Origin of the sequence: Dokdonella ginsengisoli, from assembly GCF_042652785.1 — a bacterium.
Classification (GTDB): domain Bacteria; phylum Pseudomonadota; class Gammaproteobacteria; order Xanthomonadales; family Rhodanobacteraceae; genus Dokdonella_A; species Dokdonella_A ginsengisoli.
Map to the genome: position 1 here is coordinate 378032 of NZ_JBHSHD010000003.1, position 14111 is coordinate 392142.

General features: G+C 70.1%; 15 protein-coding genes and 1 other RNA gene. 6 read left to right on the forward strand and 10 right to left on the reverse strand.

The annotated features are described in order from the left end of the window. Nucleotides 1-3: 3 nt before the first annotated feature. The 6 genes from ftsL to rsmI form a co-directional block, all read right to left on the reverse strand. On the reverse strand, nucleotides 4-276 hold the full coding sequence (gene ftsL, locus ACFO6Q_RS03840) for a cell division protein FtsL (RefSeq protein ID WP_380019201.1): 273 nt from the start codon (nucleotides 274-276) through the stop codon (nucleotides 4-6). Continuing rightward, a complete protein-coding gene (gene rsmH, locus ACFO6Q_RS03845) occupies nucleotides 273-1163 on the reverse strand; it encodes a 16S rRNA (cytosine(1402)-N(4))-methyltransferase RsmH (protein ID WP_380019297.1) in 891 nt (296 codons plus the stop codon). The genes ftsL and rsmH overlap by 4 nt, the downstream gene beginning before the upstream one ends. A gap of 44 nt (nucleotides 1164-1207) precedes the next feature. Beyond that, the gene (gene mraZ / locus ACFO6Q_RS03850; protein ID WP_380019202.1) at nucleotides 1208-1654 is read right to left on the reverse strand and encodes a division/cell wall cluster transcriptional repressor MraZ; all 447 of its coding nucleotides are present in this window, start codon (nucleotides 1652-1654) and stop codon (nucleotides 1208-1210) included. Nucleotides 1655-2318: 664 nt separating this feature from the next. Continuing rightward, an RNA gene (rnpB, locus tag ACFO6Q_RS03855) (RNase P RNA component class A) lies at nucleotides 2319-2666 on the reverse strand. A 28-nt stretch (nucleotides 2667-2694) separates the two neighbouring features. Then, nucleotides 2695-2937 (reverse strand): hypothetical protein, encoded by a 243-nt coding sequence (locus tag ACFO6Q_RS03860; RefSeq protein ID WP_380019203.1) that lies wholly within the window; start codon nucleotides 2935-2937, stop codon nucleotides 2695-2697. Nucleotides 2938-3203: 266 nt separating this feature from the next. Further along, nucleotides 3204-4025, reverse strand: a complete 822-nt coding sequence (rsmI, locus tag ACFO6Q_RS03865; RefSeq protein ID WP_380019204.1) for a 16S rRNA (cytidine(1402)-2'-O)-methyltransferase — start codon at nucleotides 4023-4025, stop codon at nucleotides 3204-3206. Between the two features lie 82 nt (nucleotides 4026-4107). Here rsmI and ACFO6Q_RS03870 point away from each other — a divergent pair, with 82 nt between their 5' ends. The 6 genes from ACFO6Q_RS03870 to ACFO6Q_RS03895 all read left to right on the forward strand — a co-directional run bounded on the left by ACFO6Q_RS03870 (nucleotide 4108) and on the right by ACFO6Q_RS03895 (nucleotide 11609). After that, nucleotides 4108-5898: a penicillin-binding protein activator gene (locus ACFO6Q_RS03870; protein ID WP_380019205.1), complete on the forward strand. Its 1791-nt coding sequence runs from the start codon at nucleotides 4108-4110 to the stop codon at nucleotides 5896-5898. After that, nucleotides 5895-6290: a YraN family protein gene (locus ACFO6Q_RS03875; RefSeq protein WP_380019206.1), complete on the forward strand. Its 396-nt coding sequence runs from the start codon at nucleotides 5895-5897 to the stop codon at nucleotides 6288-6290. Before ACFO6Q_RS03870 ends, ACFO6Q_RS03875 begins: the two co-directional genes overlap by 4 nt. Nucleotides 6291-6355: 65 nt before the next feature. After that, on the forward strand, nucleotides 6356-6958 hold the full coding sequence (locus ACFO6Q_RS03880; protein WP_380019207.1) for a BON domain-containing protein: 603 nt from the start codon (nucleotides 6356-6358) through the stop codon (nucleotides 6956-6958). A 34-nt stretch (nucleotides 6959-6992) separates the two neighbouring features. Beyond that, nucleotides 6993-8363: an FAD-binding oxidoreductase gene (locus tag ACFO6Q_RS03885; RefSeq protein WP_380019208.1), complete on the forward strand. Its 1371-nt coding sequence runs from the start codon at nucleotides 6993-6995 to the stop codon at nucleotides 8361-8363. 160 nt (nucleotides 8364-8523) lie between these two features. Continuing rightward, entirely contained in the window at nucleotides 8524-10002 is a 1479-nt protein-coding gene (locus tag ACFO6Q_RS03890) for a hypothetical protein (protein ID WP_380019209.1), read from the forward strand. A 140-nt stretch (nucleotides 10003-10142) separates the two neighbouring features. Then, nucleotides 10143-11609 carry a hypothetical protein gene (locus ACFO6Q_RS03895; RefSeq protein ID WP_380019210.1) on the forward strand — a complete coding sequence of 489 codons (1467 nt, stop codon included), beginning with the start codon at nucleotides 10143-10145 and terminating at the stop codon, nucleotides 11607-11609. Between the two features lie 60 nt (nucleotides 11610-11669). Here ACFO6Q_RS03895 and ACFO6Q_RS03900 read toward each other — a convergent pair whose 3' ends face one another. The 4 genes from ACFO6Q_RS03900 to ribH are packed head-to-tail and all read right to left on the reverse strand — an operon-like array spanning nucleotide 11670 to nucleotide 14077. After that, nucleotides 11670-12161, reverse strand: a complete 492-nt coding sequence (locus tag ACFO6Q_RS03900; protein ID WP_380019211.1) for a phosphatidylglycerophosphatase A family protein — start codon at nucleotides 12159-12161, stop codon at nucleotides 11670-11672. Further along, nucleotides 12158-13132, reverse strand: coding sequence for a thiamine-phosphate kinase (thiL, locus tag ACFO6Q_RS03905; RefSeq protein ID WP_380019212.1), 975 nt, complete (start codon nucleotides 13130-13132; stop codon nucleotides 12158-12160). Before thiL ends, ACFO6Q_RS03900 begins: the two co-directional genes overlap by 4 nt. Nucleotides 13133-13154: 22 nt before the next feature. Beyond that, nucleotides 13155-13616, reverse strand: a complete 462-nt coding sequence (gene nusB, locus ACFO6Q_RS03910) for a transcription antitermination factor NusB (protein ID WP_380019213.1) — start codon at nucleotides 13614-13616, stop codon at nucleotides 13155-13157. Next, nucleotides 13613-14077 carry a 6,7-dimethyl-8-ribityllumazine synthase gene (gene ribH / locus ACFO6Q_RS03915; RefSeq protein WP_380019214.1) on the reverse strand — a complete coding sequence of 155 codons (465 nt, stop codon included), beginning with the start codon at nucleotides 14075-14077 and terminating at the stop codon, nucleotides 13613-13615. Before ribH ends, nusB begins: the two co-directional genes overlap by 4 nt. Between the last annotated feature and the right edge of the window lie 34 nt (nucleotides 14078-14111).

The window sequence follows — 14111 nt, forward strand, 5'->3', positions numbered from 1 at the left end:
TGCTCATCGCTTGATCACCACCGTTTCCGCCGGGCCCGGCGAGACCATGCCCAGCTTGCCGCGCGCGATCTGCTCGACGCGGCTGTTCTCGGCCCAGGTCGCCTGCTCCAGCTGCAGGCGGCCGAATTCGAAGTTCAGGTCGTCGCGCTCGCTGCCCAGCCGGCTCAGCTCGACGAACAGCGAGCGGCTCTGCTGGCGCGCCTGCACGACCGCGAGCGCGCTCGCCAGCGTGACCAGCAGCAGGATCACCAGCACGATGGCGCCGGCGATCTTCATGCGCGCTTCTCCGCCACGCGCAGCACGGCGCTGCGCGCGCGCGGGTTGGCCTGCAGCTCGGCCTCGTCGGCGAACTGCGCCTTGCCCACCGCCACCAGCGCCGTCGGCGCCGCCTCCGGCAGCGGCAGCCCGCGCCGCACCGGCCGCACGACTTCGCCGCGGATGAACTGCTTGACCGCGCGGTCCTCGAGCGAATGGAAGCTGATCACGGCTAGGCGACCGCCCGGCTTCAGCGCATCGCGCGCGGCGGCGAGGCCGCGCTCGAGCGCGCCGAGTTCGTCGTTGACGTGGATGCGCAGCGCCTGGAACGTGCGCGTGGCGGGATGCTTGTGGCGTTCGCGGTGGCCGATGGTCCTGGCGACGAGGTCGGCGAGTTCGCGCGTCGTCGTCAAGGCGCGACTGCGTCCGGTTTCCACGATTGCCCGCGCGATGCGTCGGCTCATCCTCTCCTCGCCGTAGCGCCACAAGACATCGGCGATGTCCCGCTCGTCCGCCTCTGCCAACCACTCCGCCGCGCTCGGTCCGCGCGTCGGGTCCATGCGCATGTCCAGCGGACCGTCGCCCTGGAAACTGAAACCGCGGGCCGGATCGTCGAGCTGCGGCGAAGACACGCCCAGGTCGAGCAACACACCATCCAGCCCTGCCGCGGTTTCCTCCCATTGCGCCAGCTCCGCGAAGCTCGCGTGGCGAATCCGCACCCGCGCGTCGGCGCCGAAATCGCGCTGCGCGCTCGCGATCGCCTCCGGATCGCGATCCATCAACAGCAGGCGGCCCCCCGAACCCAGTCTGTCCAGCACCTCGCGCGCATGCCCGCCGCGTCCGAAAGTGCCGTCGAGATAGGTTCCCTCCGCCCTCACCCGCAGGCCTTCCAGGACCTGCGTCAACATCACCGGCACGTGCCGGCGCTGCGCGGCGCTCGTCTGCGCGTCCGTCACAGCTTCAGCTCGGCCATGTCCTCCGTGATCTGGTCTTCTCCGATCGTTTCGCGGATCTTGGCCAGATGTGCCTGCTCGCCCCACAGCTCGAACCGGTCGCCCATGCCGAGCAGCACGGCGCGCTTCTCGATGCCGGTCGCCGCACGCTGGCTCGCCGGCAGCAGGATGCGGCCATTGCCGTCCGGCTCCACGTGCGTCGCGGCGCCGACCAGCTTCATCTGCAGGATGCGATGCGCCGACTTCGTCTTCGGCAGCGCATTGACCTGGTCGCGCAGCTGCTCCCAGGCGCCTTGCGGCGTGATCCAGAGGCAGCCGTGCTCGAAGGGGTTGTAGGTGACGACGAGGCGATTCGCGCTGGCCTTCGCGACGAGCTCGCGATAGGCGGCCGGAATCGCGATCCGGCCCTTGTCATCCAGCGTGATGGCGGTCTCGCCTTGGAACATAACCCACGAATCACCACAGAAAACCACTAAAGCCCACATTAGGACCCAAGCTATGGTCTGTCAAGGAAAATTCGGGGCAAATTTCTGACTGCAGGCAAGCATTTGTGACGCGTTGGCAGCGCCTGAAAAGCAACACTCCTGAGAAGCTCCTGAGGAGTGATTCGCAACGTCTTGAAAGGCGGGAAAACCTTCGAAATCCACTAGCGGATTTCTATACAAATTCCGCGCTGGCGGCCGACGGACGAAGCGATCTTCCAGGGCCTTTCTCCAGACCGTGCGTTCGGCTGGGAACGGATTGCGGACCGACAGGCCGCGAACGGACCGAAAAACGTATCGGGCGGCACCGGAAAACGCCGCTTGCGTCGAAGTACCGCGCCAGGAAACGCCGGAACCCCAGCCAGGAAAGCGGCCTGCCCAGAAAATCGCAGCGCGACAACCTCCGGCAAGACCGGCCTCACTTGAGAAGTGCGGCCATGGATGGCCGCGGGTAGACCCGCCCCAAGCCACACGACTTCAGCGGGCGCACCCCATCCAGACCACAGCGATCACGGACGATCGCAAGGATCATTCCATGGATGGCCGCGGGTAGACCCGCCGAAGCCACACGACCTCAGCGGGCGCACCCCATCCAGATCGCAGCGATCACGGACGATCGCAAAAATAAAGCGGGAGCCGGCCGATAAGCCGGGTTCTGTCGTGAGCAGCCATTCCTCTGGGCCATGCGTCGCCGCATGGCTCGAGCGACCAACCCGGGGACGACGCGGGCCGCGTCATGGTCCCCCTATTCGGTCTTGCTCCAGGTGGGGTTTGCCGTGCCGGTCTGTTGCCAGACTCGCGGTGCGCTCTTACCGCACCGTTTCACCCTTGCCTGATCCCCTTGCGGGGCCATCGGCGGTTTGCTCTCTGTTGCACTGTCCGTCGGCTCGCGCCGCCCAGGCGTTACCTGGCACCCTGCCCTGTGGAGCCCGGACTTTCCTCGACGCTTGCGCGCCGCGGCTGCTTGGCCGGCTCCCGCGGCGAAGTCTAGCAGGCGCACACGCCTACTTGCGCCGGATCAGCCACCACGCCTGCGCCGCCGCGGCCACCGCGACCGTGCCGGCGACGAACCAGCCGATCATCGACCAGACCGCGGCCTGCTCCGGCGCCGGATAGCGCCCGGAAACGACTTTCTCGGCGAGCAGGTGGACGATCGCGAACACGACCACCAGCGTGATCGCGCTGCCGGCGAACGCGAGCGCGACGCTACGCGGAGCGGTGTTCCTGGGGGATTGGGATCTCGTCATTGCAGCGATTCTGCGCGGTCGCTCCCCGGATGCAAAGTACGGCTCCGAAGTTCCCTCGTTCGGCGAACCACGCCACCTTCTCCCGGAGAGAAAAGAAAATGCATTGCGATGTTCCCCTCTCCCGCTCGCGGGAGAGGTCGCGCCACTGGCGCGGGTGAGGGAAACGTGCAAGGCCGCTCCAAGGCGCCCTCATCCGGCGCTTCGCGCCACCTTCTCCCCGAGGGAGAAGGGAAAGCACCATGGGCCCCAGCCTTGCCGACGCGCCGCTAGCCCTCGTACAACCGCTTGCGCGGCGCGCCGGTGATCGCGGCGGCGAGCTTGGCCGCGCGTGCCGGCGGCAATTCCTCACGCAGCAGGGCGAACACGCGGCGGCCTTCGGCGAGCTGCGCGTCGGCGTCCTCCCCGCTGGCGCCGGCGACCAGCACGACGAACTCGCCGCGCTGCTGGTTCGCGTCGGCCTCGACGCGCGCGGCAAGTTCCCCCAGCGGCGCGGCGATGACCGTCTCGAACAGCTTGGTCAGCTCGCGCGCCAGCACCGCCTCGCGCGCGTCGCCGAACGCGCCGCGCAGGTCCGCCAGCGATTCGACGATGCGATGACTGGATTCGTAGAAGATCAGGGTGCGCGTCTCCGCGGCGAGCGCCTGCAGCCGTTCGCGGCGCGCCGCAGCCTTGGCCGGCAGGAATCCTTCGAACACGAAACGGTCGCTCGGCAGGCCGGCCACCGACAGCGCGGCGATCGCGGCGCACGGACCCGGCACCGGCGACACCTCGCAGCCGGCCGCACGCGCGGCGCGCACCAGGCGATAGCCCGGATCGCTGACCAGCGGCGTGCCCGCATCGGAAATCAGCGCCGCGTCGCCGCCGCCGCGCAGATGCTCGACGATGCGCGCGGCTTGCTCGTGCTCGTTGTGCTCGTGCAGGGCGAGCACGCGCGGCTGCGTGCCGGCCTGCGCCAGCAGCGGTGCGCTGTGCCGCGTATCTTCGGCGGCGATCAGACCGACCTCGCGCAGGGTCTGGCGGGCACGCGGCGACAGGTCGTCGAGGTTGCCGATCGGCGTGGCGACGATCCAGAGGCGGCCGTTCGTCACATCATTCTCCAAGCGCACCGCCGGGAACGCGGTCTCGATCGGCTATCATCGCAGCGTTGCCCATTTCGCGCTCGGAGCGCCCATGACGCCACGCCAGCCGGGAATCTCGACGTTCGCGCGCGGCGCGGCCCCTGCTCTGCTCGCACTGCTGCTGTCGGCCTGCGCGACGATGTCCGAGCCCGGCCCGTCGCCGGTGGCGGCGTCGCCGGACGCCGACCGCGCCGAGGAGTTCTACGAGCAGGGCGATTTCGATCGCGCCGCGAGCGCCTTCCTCGATCTGGCGCGCACGCGCCGTGGCGACGAAGCGGCGCACTATCAATTGCGCGCCGCCGAGGCGATGCGCGAGCGCGGCGATTTCAACGGCGCGGCACGCGCGCTGGACGACATCAAGCGCCGCCGCCTGCACGGCGAGGAACCGCTGCGGCTGGATCTGCTCGAGGCCGAAATCGCGCTCCAGCAAGGCGATCCCGCGCGTGCGCGCGCCTTGCTGATGATCGACGAAGGCATACCGGCGAACCTGCGCCTGCGCGCGCTGGAACTGCGCGCGCGCGCCGACGTTGCCGCCGGCGATCCGTTCTCGTCCGCGCAGACCCGCGCCCGGCTCGACCGCCTGCTGGCCGGCGCCGATCGCGAGCAGAACCGTCAGCTGCTGCTCGACACGCTGTCCAAGCTCGACGCCGACACGCTGAAATCACGCTTCGACACCTTGCAGCCGGACGATCCGCTGCGGCCGTGGGTGGAGCAGGCGCTGCGCAAGCAGGGCCGTGCGCTCGCACGCGAGCTGCCGCGGCCGAGCCTGCCGGTCGGCACGATGCGGCCCGGCCAGGACGGTGCCCTCGAAGCCGAGGGCTACCAGCCGTCCCGGCGCGTCGCCCTGCTGCTGCCGCTGAACGCGCAGCTGGCGGGCGTGGCGAACGCGATCCGCGACGGCTTCCTGTCCGCCTATTTCGCCGACAGCCCCGAGCGCCGGCCGGAACTGCGCATCTACGACGCCGGCAAGACGCCGGCCGACGCGATCGCGGCCTACCAGAAAGCCGTGGCCGACGGTGCCGATCGCGTGGTCGGACCGCTGCAGCGCGAATCGGTCGGGCAGCTGTTCCACCAGCCGCTCACGACCCGCGTGCTGGCCCTGAACCATCCCGACACCGGCGAAGTGCCGCCGGCCGGCAGCGCCGAGTACGGCCTGCTGCCGGAAACCGAGGGCGCGCAGGTCGCCGAGCGCCTGCGCGAGCGCGGTATCGCCAACGCGTCCGTGATCGTGGCCGAGGCCGACTGGGCCGAACGCGCCGCGCGCGCGTTCCGCGCGCAGTTCGAGGCGGCCGGCGGCATCGTCGTCGGCGAGACGCGGCTGCGCGAGAAGGAAGTCAATTTCTCCACCGCGATCACGCAGGCCACCGCAGGCCTCGGCGGCGACGGCGCGGTATTCGTCAGCATGCGCCCGCAGCAGGCGCGGCTGCTGCTGCCGCAGCTGAAGATCGCCAACGTCACCGCACCGGTGTTCGCCACCTCGCACATCTATTCCGGCGACAGCAACGCCACGCTCGACCGCGATCTGGACGGCGTCGAGTTCTGCGACGCGCCGTGGCTGTTCGGCCCGCTGCCGGGCAAGCCCGAGCGCAGCCAGATGTCCGGACAGATCGCCAGCGCGAACGGCGTCGGCGCGCGCCTGTTCGCGTTCGGCATGGACGCGTACGCGCTGCTGCCGTACGTCGACTGGCTGATCGCGCACCCGGAGTCCTACCTCGGCGGCGCCACCGGCGAACTCACCGCGGACAACTTCGGCCGCGTGCACCGGCTGGTCAGCTGGGCGCGTTTCGTCAACGGCATGCCGCAGCCGGCCGAAGGCGCGCTCAATACGATACCGATGCAATGACCGGACTGCGCGACGGCAGCGCGACGCAGGTCGCCGGCGCGCACTACGAGGACGTCGCGCTGGCGCATCTGCAGCGCGCCGGGCTCGGACTGGTCGAACGCAACTTCTCCTGCCGCTACGGCGAGATCGACCTGGTCATGCGCGAAGGCGAGGTCGTCGTATTCGTCGAAGTGCGCTACCGTCGCGGTGGCGCAGTGCGCGGCGGCTACGGCGGTGGCGTCGATTCGGTCGGCGCGGCGAAGCGCGCGAAACTCGTGCGCGCGGCCGGGGTCTACCTGGCGCAGCGGCCGCCGTTGGCGAACCGCACCTGCCGCTTCGACGTGCTGGCGATCGCCGACGGCGCCGATGCGCCGCAGATCGACTGGCGCCGCAACGCCTTCGAGGCCTGTTGAAACAACGCGACCGGGACGGCCGCTTTCGATCGCCGCGATCCACGGACGGACGCCGAGGAAAAATCATGCGCACACGTACGCTCGCCTGGATGTTGCTGCTTTGTTCCCTGCCGCTGCTCGGCGGCTGCTTCCTGGCCATGGCCGGCGGCGCCGCCGTCGGCGCCAGCGCCGCGCACGACCGCCGCGGCGTCGGTACCTGGGCCGACGACAAGCGCATCTACCTGAGCGCCTACGACTCGCTCAACAAGGACAAGGAACTGGCGCTGAAGAACAGCGTGATCATCGTCGTCTACAACGGCACGATGCTGCTGGTCGGCGAGGTGCGCACGCCGGAACTGAAGGCGCGCGCCGAGCGGCTCGTCGGCGGCTTCGAGGGCACGCGCCGCATCGTCAACGAAATCGAGGTGCGCGAGCCGGAGGGCTTCTGGTCGCGCCGCCGCGACAACACCATCACCGCCCACGTGAAGACCGCCCTGCTCGACCTGACCAGCCTGCGCAGCTTCGATCCGACCCGCGTCAACGTGACGACCGCGCATCGCGTCGTCTATCTGATGGGCAAGGTCACGCACGAGGAATCCGACGCGGTGGTCGGCGTCGCCCGCGACGTCGCCGGCGTCGAACGCGTGGTCAAGGTGTTCGAGTACGTGGAAGGCGACGCGGCCGAGTAGCGCGCCGCACGCTCGTCTTTGGAGATCGCCGACCATGGCCCTGTCGTCCGCCGCCCTCGCCGACCTGCAGCGCCTGTTCGCCGCCGACGCGCTGCGCACCGACGCCGCCGAATGCCTGGTCTACGGCTACGACAACTCGCGCCGGCAGGCGATGCCGGACGCGGTGGTGTTCCCGGCCACGCACGAACAGGTCGTCGCCCTGGTGCGCCTGTGCCGCACACACCGCCTGCCGCTGGTCGCGCGCGGGCGCGGCACCAACACCACCGGCGCCAGCGTGCCGATCGCCGGCGGCGTGGTGGCGAGCTTCGAGCGCATGAACCGCCTGCTGCGGATCGATCCGGACAATCGTCTCGCCGTGGTCGAGCCCGGCCTGCTCAACGGCGACCTGCAGGCCGCGCTCGCGCCGCACCGCCTGTTCTGGCCGCCGGATCCGACTTCGGCGCCGTTCTGCAGCATCGCCGGCAACATCGCCTGCAACGCCGGCGGCCCGCGCGCGGTGAAGTACGGCGCGACGCGCGACAACGTGCTCGCGCTGCGCGCGGTCGCCGGCAGCGGCGAAGACTTCCGCTGCGGCACTCCGACCACCAAGGGCGCGACCGGCTACGACCTGACGCGCCTGCTGATCGGTTCGGAAGGCACGCTCGCCGTGGTCACCGAGGCCACCTTGAAGCTGGTGCCGCTGCCGTCGGCGAAGCGCACCCTGCGCGCGACCTACGCCGACGTCGCCGCGGCGGCGCGCGCGGTCGCGCGCATCATGGCGCAGCCGGTCGCTCCGTGCGCCCTGGAATTCCTCGACGACGAATGCCTGCGCCTGGCACGCGCACACGGCGGCGAGGTGGTACCGCTGGCCGGCGCGATGCTGATCGTCGAGGTCGACGGCGAAGCGGACGCCCTGGCGCCTGCGGTGGAAGCGGTGGCCGCCGCCGCGCGCGGCGAGGGACTGATCGAGCTGTCGATCGCCGGCAACGACGCCGAAGTCGCCGCGCTGTGGGCCGCGCGCAAGGCGCTGTCGCCGGCGCTGCGCACGCTGTCGCCGAACAAGATCAACGAGGACGTCGTCGTGCCGGTCAGCCGCGTGCCGGAGCTGGTCGCCGCCACGCGCGCGATCGCGGCCGCGCATGCGCTGCCGATCGTCTGCTTCGGCCACGCCGGCAACGGCAACCTGCACGTGAACCTGCTGCCGCGCGACGAGGCCGAACTCGCACGTGCCGACGCCGCGCTCGCCGAGGTGTTCGACGCGGTGATCCGCCTCGACGGCACGCTCTCGGGCGAACACGGCATCGGCCTGGCCAAGCGCGAGTTCATGCCGCGCGCACTCGACGCCACCGCGCTCGCGCTGATGCGCGCGATCAAGCGCGAGTTCGACCCCGACGGCATCCTCAATCCGGGCAAGCTGCTGCCCTGAATGCCGCCGCAGCGCGGCATACGAGCCGGGTCGTATACTGCGGCTCCGTCGAACCGCGGCACGCGCCGGGAGGCGCGGCGACATGCGCTTCCCGCGCCTGCCCGAAGCGCTTGGACGACCGGACGAAGCGAGACCGAACGCAGCCTCAGGGAGACGTGCGATGAAGAAGCAGGTATTGGCAACGGCGGCCGGCCTCGTCCTGGCCGGCGCATGCGCGAACGCCGGAGCGGTCACGCTCAATCCGAAGGGCCTCGGCCAGGTGCTGCTCTTTCCCTACTACACGGTCAACAAGGGCCAGGACACCCTGCTGTCGGTCGTCAACGTGTCCGATGTCGGCAAGGCCGTCCACGTGCGCTTCCACGAAGGCTACAACGGGCGCGTGGTGATGGATTTCCTCGTGTTCCTGTCGCCGCACGACGTCTGGACTGCCGGGGTTACCACCGCGAGCGACTCCGCCACCGGCGGCGCGCTGCTGGTGAGCAGTGACCGCAGCTGCACGCTGCCGCAGATTCCTGCCGGAGGAATCGCTTTCTCCAGCGTCACCTACTCGGGCGCGAGTGCATCCGATGGCGGCCCGCAGACGATCGAACGCACGCGCGAAGGCCATGTGCAGATCATCACCGACGGCGACATCCGTCCGGACAGCCCGACGGCGCGGATCGTCGAGCACGTTCAGACGGGTGCTCCCGGCGCCGGAGCGCCGGCGGACTGCAGCCAGCTGGATTCGGCGAGCGTCGTCGCCGACCTCGTCGCGCCGGCGAACACGCTGGCCGGTTCGGCCGGCATCGTCAACGTCGACGAAGGCACGTACTTTCCCTACAACGCCGAGGCGATCAGCGACTTCACGCACGTCCCGCTGCTGACCAGTCTTTCCGTCGTCGATGCCGACGACCTGCGCAGCGCGAATTCGGACAGCGCCGACGGCGGCGTGCCGGCCACCGTCTTCGTCGACGGCAAGCCGCTGACGTTCACGTACGCGCGCGGCATCGACGCGGTCAGCGCGCTGTTCATGGCCGACTCGATCTACAACGAAGTACTGTTGACCCAATCGCTGAACGCGGCGACCGACTGGATCCTGACCTTCCCGACGAAGCGCTTCTACGTCGATCCCGGCCTCGAGCCCGAAGCGCCGGCATTGCCGTTCGGCGAGGCATTCCAGGCGCCGGGCGAAGCGGCGGCGCGCGGCATGCACTATCTCTACGACGCCGAGGAGCTGTACGTCTCCGATCCCTGCGGTCAGGTCTGCGGCACGCCCATCATGCTGCCGCCCCTGAACATGCCCTACGAGGTCACCAGCGTCGCCTTCCACCGCGGCGAGGAGGCCGCGCCGACGGTCTCGCCCGTTTTCGGTTCGCGGCTGCTGCGCACGCTGGCACCGACCTACCCAGGCTGGCAGACGGGTTGGGCGCGTCTGGATTTCGCGTACGACGAACAGCAGTCCCTGCCCGGCGGAACGGCGAACGGCGGGAGCCGGACCTTGTTCGGCCTGCCGGTGACCGGTTTCATGGCCTACAACATCGTCAACACGCAGGCACAACCCGGCCGGCTGGCGAACTACAGCGGCCTGTTCCGGCATCGGTCGACCGCTTCCTGCCTGCCGTCCGGGGTCGCCCCGGCCCCGGACGGGTCCTGTTTCTGACCGCCTCGCCATGGGCGAGGCGCCGGCCACGGCACGGCAATGCGCATGACGCTACGCTCGCGCGGAGCACCGCCATGCGCATCGCGGACGATGCACCTTTCAGCGAAACCGGAAATCCCGCGACACCAGGAGGAACGCAGATGAATAGACGAGTATTGGCGACGATCGCCGGCCTCACCCTGGCCGGCGCCTGTGTCGACGCCACAGCGGTCGCGCTGAACCCGAAGGGCCTCGGCCAGGTGCTGCTCTTCCCCTACTACACCGTCAACAAGGGGCAGGACACGCTCATTTCCCTCGTCAACGTCGGCGACGTCGGCAAATACCTGCGCGTCGACTTCTACGAGGGCTACAACGGCCGGCCGGTGCTGGGCGAATTGCACCTGTTCCTCTCGCCGCACGACGTGTGGACCGCCGGCATCAGCGCGGACGGCGACGGCGCCAAGCTGACCACCAGCGACCGCAGTTGCGTGTACCCCGCTTCCCTGCCCGGCGGCGAGGACATCCGCACCACCGGCCTGCGCTTCCGCACGGCGGGGTTCGACGGCGACTACGCCATTTTCCAGCTCGACGGTGGTCCGACCGACATGAGCCGCGTGCGCGAGGGGACGATCCACGTGCTCACCATCGGCGACATCGTGCCCGGCAGCGAGACCGACGAACGCATCCGGCACGTGCAGAACGGAACGCCCGGTGAGGGAACTCCAGCGGATTGCGAGCAAGTGCACAGCGCCGGAATAGCGGAACTGACCGCGCCCACGGACACGCTGGCCGGCTCGGCCGCCATCGTCGACGTGACGCAGGGGACCTTCTATCCGTACAACGCCGATGCGCTGAGCGATTTCAGCGACATGGTGATCTTCACCAGTTCGGCGATTCACCCGTCCCTGCTGGGAGCAGCCAACAGCGACGAGTCGACGGTGTTCGGTGCCGTCGCGCACGTTTTCGCGGACCGCGGCACGCCACTCCAGCTCGACTACCACGAAGGCATCGACGCGGTCAGCGCCGTGCTGATGGCCGACCATCTCTACAACGAGTATCTCGTCTCGGACAATCTCGGCTCCAATACCGACTGGGTCGTCACCTTCCCGACCAAGCGTTTCTACGTCGACACCTACTACACGGGAGGCGCTGGCGCGATGCCGCCGTTCGTCGAGGAGTTCGATGGTGAGTCGAACATCTTATTCCGCGGCATCATCTACGACCGCGAAGAGGGCGAAACGACGTGGCCGCCGGAAAACAACGGCCCGCCTCCATTGAGTGGACTGAAGGGCACCCTGCCGTTCGAGGTCAACGTGATCAGCTGGCTGAACGACACGGCTCCTGACGACCCTTCCGGCGTGTTCGGCTCGAAGCTGCGCCCGAACATCGCTCCGTACGCCGACGCGGGCTGGGCGGCTTTCGATCTCGATCCGGAGGTGCAACCCCACGCGCTGCCCCCGGACGCCTCGGGCAAGATCCTGCGCGGCCTGCCGGTCAGCGGCTTCATGGCCTACAACATCGTCAACAGGCAGGCGCAGCCGGGCCGGCTGGCGAACTACAGCGGCGTGTTCGCGCACCGCACCTCGGTGTCGTGCACGACCGCCGATCCGCAGGCGACCTGCCAGTAAGCCGCAGGACCCGTCCCGCCGAGGCTCGCGCCTCGGACGGGACGGGTCGATTCCGCTCGGTCAGAAGGTGTGCAACGCGAGTGCGAGCACGAGCGCCGCGTAGATGCCCGCCAGCACGTCGTCGAGCATGACGCCGAAGCCGCCCCCGACACTGCGATCGGCCCAGGAAACCGGCCACGGCTTGCAGACGTCGAACACGCGGAACAGCACGAACGCGGCGACGATCCACGGCCAGCCGGCGGGCCACGCCAGCAGCGGCGCCAGCGCGATCCACTGGCCGACGAACTCGTCCCAGACGATCACGCCGGGGTCTTCGATGCGCAGTTTCGCCACGACGCGGTTCGAGGCCCACACGCCGAGCGCGAAGGCCAGCGCGAGCGCCAGCGCGTAGGCCGGCAGCGGCAGCTCGCGCAGCGCCAGCCACGGCACCAGTGCCGCGAGCGAGCCGGCCGTGCCCGGCGCGTACGGACTCAGGCCCGAGCCGAAACCGCTGGCGATCCAGCCGGCCGGCCCGGACAGGATCGCGCGGCGCTGCGCGGCGTCGAGCCTCACGCGAAATGGTTCCAGCCGCCGCGCGCCAGCACGATCTCGCCGCCGCCGGCATCGAGCAGGCGCACGCCGCGTCCGGCGACCACGCTGCCGATGCGCGTCGCGCCGCAGCCCACGCGCGCCAGGTCGCGCTCGATCGAGGTCGCGCGGTCGAGCGGCGCGGTGAAGGCCAGTTCGTAGTCGTCGCCGCCGCCGGCCTGCAGCACGAGCCGCTCGCTTTCCTCGAAGGTCGCCAGCAGGGCGGACGAGGTCGGCAGCTTCCAGGCGTCCAGCTCGATGCCGACGCCGCTGCGTTCGGCGATGTGGCCGAGGTCGGCGAGCAGGCCGTCGGACACGTCGATGCAGGCGGTGGCTCCGTCGCGCAGCGCGATGCCGGCGGCGATGCGCGGCGTCGGGCGCTCGAGCCGCTCGATCAGCGCGGCGCGCGCGTCCGCCGACGCTTCCAGCAGGTACGGGCTGCGCCGCTCCAGGCAGGCCAGGCCGCCGGCGGCGTCGCCGATCACGCCGGTGACGAAGACCTGGTCGCCGACGCGCGCGCCGTCGCGGCGCAGGGCGCGCTCGGGCGGCACGAAGCCGTGCACGACGACGGTCACGCCGAGCGGGCCGCTGGTGGTGTCGCCGCCGACGAGGGCGACGCGATGCTGCGCGGCCAGCTCGGCGAAGCCGTCGGCGAAATCGGCGACGAAGGCGCGGTCGGCCTGCGGCAGGGTCAATGCGAGCAGGGCCCAGGCCGGCGTCGCGCCCATCGCGGCGAGGTCGGAAAGATTCACCGCCAGCGCCTTCCAGCCGAGGTCGCGCGCGCCGGTGGAGGCCGGAAAATGGACGCCTTCGATCAGCGTGTCGGTCGTGACGACGAGTTCGTGGCCGGGCGGCGGCGCCAGGATCGCCGCGTCGTCGCCGATTCCCAGGCGGACGTCGGCGCGATCGATCGGGCAGCGCGCGCGGATCAGGTCGATCAGGTCGAACTCGGACATGGACGCGCCTCCTTGCGCGAAATCAGCTGCGCGAGGCGTACTCGGCGCCGCGCAGCACGCCGGCGAGCTTGTCGAGCACGCCGTTGACGTAGGTGTGGCCGTGCTCGGAACCGAAGCGCTTGGTCGTCTCGACCGCCTCGTTGATGACGACGCGGTACGGCACGTCGACGCGGTAGCGCAGCTCGTAGGCGGCGATGCGCAGCGCGGCGCGCTCGATCGGGTCGACGCGGTCGACTTCGCGGTCGAGGAACGGCGTCATCGCCGCGTCGAGTTCGGCGTGTTCACGCGCCACGCCGCGCACCAGATCCTCGAAGTACTCCAGATCGGCGATCTGCATGTCCTGCTCGTGGCGGAACTGCGCGACCACGCCGTCGATGCGCGTGCCGCTGAGCTGCCAGGCGTAGACCGCCTGCAGGGCGCGGCGGCGGGCGCGCGAGCGCGCGGCCAGATCGACGCCGGAAGGATGCTGCGAAGCGGCCGTCACAGGCGCCTCCACAGGTCGACCATTTCCAGTGCCGCGAGCGCGACTTCCTCGCCCTTGTTGCCGTGCGCGCCGCCGGCGCGCGCCTCGGCGTCGGCATGGCGCTCGACGGCGAGCACGCCGTTCAGCACCGGGATGCGGTAGTCCAGCGCCACGCGCATCAGGCCTTGCGCGCAGCCGTCGGCGACGTGTTCGTAGTGGCGCGTGTCGCCGCGCACGACGCAGCCGAGCGCGAGGATCGCGGCGCGCTCGCCGCCCGCGGCCAGTTTCGCTGCGGTCGGCGGGATCTCCCACGCGCCGGGCACGCGAACCAGGTCGATCGCGTCGTCGGCGACGCCGTGCTCGCGCAGGGCGTGCACCGCGCCGTCGACGAGGACGTCGACGATTCGTGGGTTCCAGCGGCTGGCGACGATCGCGTAGCGGGCGTCGGCGGGCGCGCGCAATTCTCCGGAAAACGTAGGCATTGCTCGGGGATCTGGACGGTTCGTGGCGCGCAGT

Coding starts and splice junctions, on each gene's coding strand:
- ftsL (WP_380019201.1), bottom strand. CDS start 276: ATGAAGATCGCCGGCGCCATCGTGCTGGTGATCCTGCTGCTGGTCACG.
- rsmH (WP_380019297.1), bottom strand. CDS start 1,163: ATGTTGACGCAGGTCCTGGAAGGCCTGCGGGTGAGGGCGGAGGGAACC.
- mraZ (WP_380019202.1), bottom strand. CDS start 1,654: ATGTTCCAAGGCGAGACCGCCATCACGCTGGATGACAAGGGCCGGATC.
- ACFO6Q_RS03860 (WP_380019203.1), bottom strand. CDS start 2,937: ATGACGAGATCCCAATCCCCCAGGAACACCGCTCCGCGTAGCGTCGCG.
- ACFO6Q_RS03870 (WP_380019205.1), top strand. CDS start 4,108: ATGACGCCACGCCAGCCGGGAATCTCGACGTTCGCGCGCGGCGCGGCC.
- ACFO6Q_RS03875 (WP_380019206.1), top strand. CDS start 5,895: ATGACCGGACTGCGCGACGGCAGCGCGACGCAGGTCGCCGGCGCGCAC.
- ACFO6Q_RS03880 (WP_380019207.1), top strand. CDS start 6,356: ATGCGCACACGTACGCTCGCCTGGATGTTGCTGCTTTGTTCCCTGCCG.
- ACFO6Q_RS03885 (WP_380019208.1), top strand. CDS start 6,993: ATGGCCCTGTCGTCCGCCGCCCTCGCCGACCTGCAGCGCCTGTTCGCC.
- ACFO6Q_RS03890 (WP_380019209.1), top strand. CDS start 8,524: ATGAAGAAGCAGGTATTGGCAACGGCGGCCGGCCTCGTCCTGGCCGGC.
- ACFO6Q_RS03895 (WP_380019210.1), top strand. CDS start 10,143: ATGAATAGACGAGTATTGGCGACGATCGCCGGCCTCACCCTGGCCGGC.
- thiL (WP_380019212.1), bottom strand. CDS start 13,132: ATGTCCGAGTTCGACCTGATCGACCTGATCCGCGCGCGCTGCCCGATC.
- ribH (WP_380019214.1), bottom strand. CDS start 14,077: ATGCCTACGTTTTCCGGAGAATTGCGCGCGCCCGCCGACGCCCGCTAC.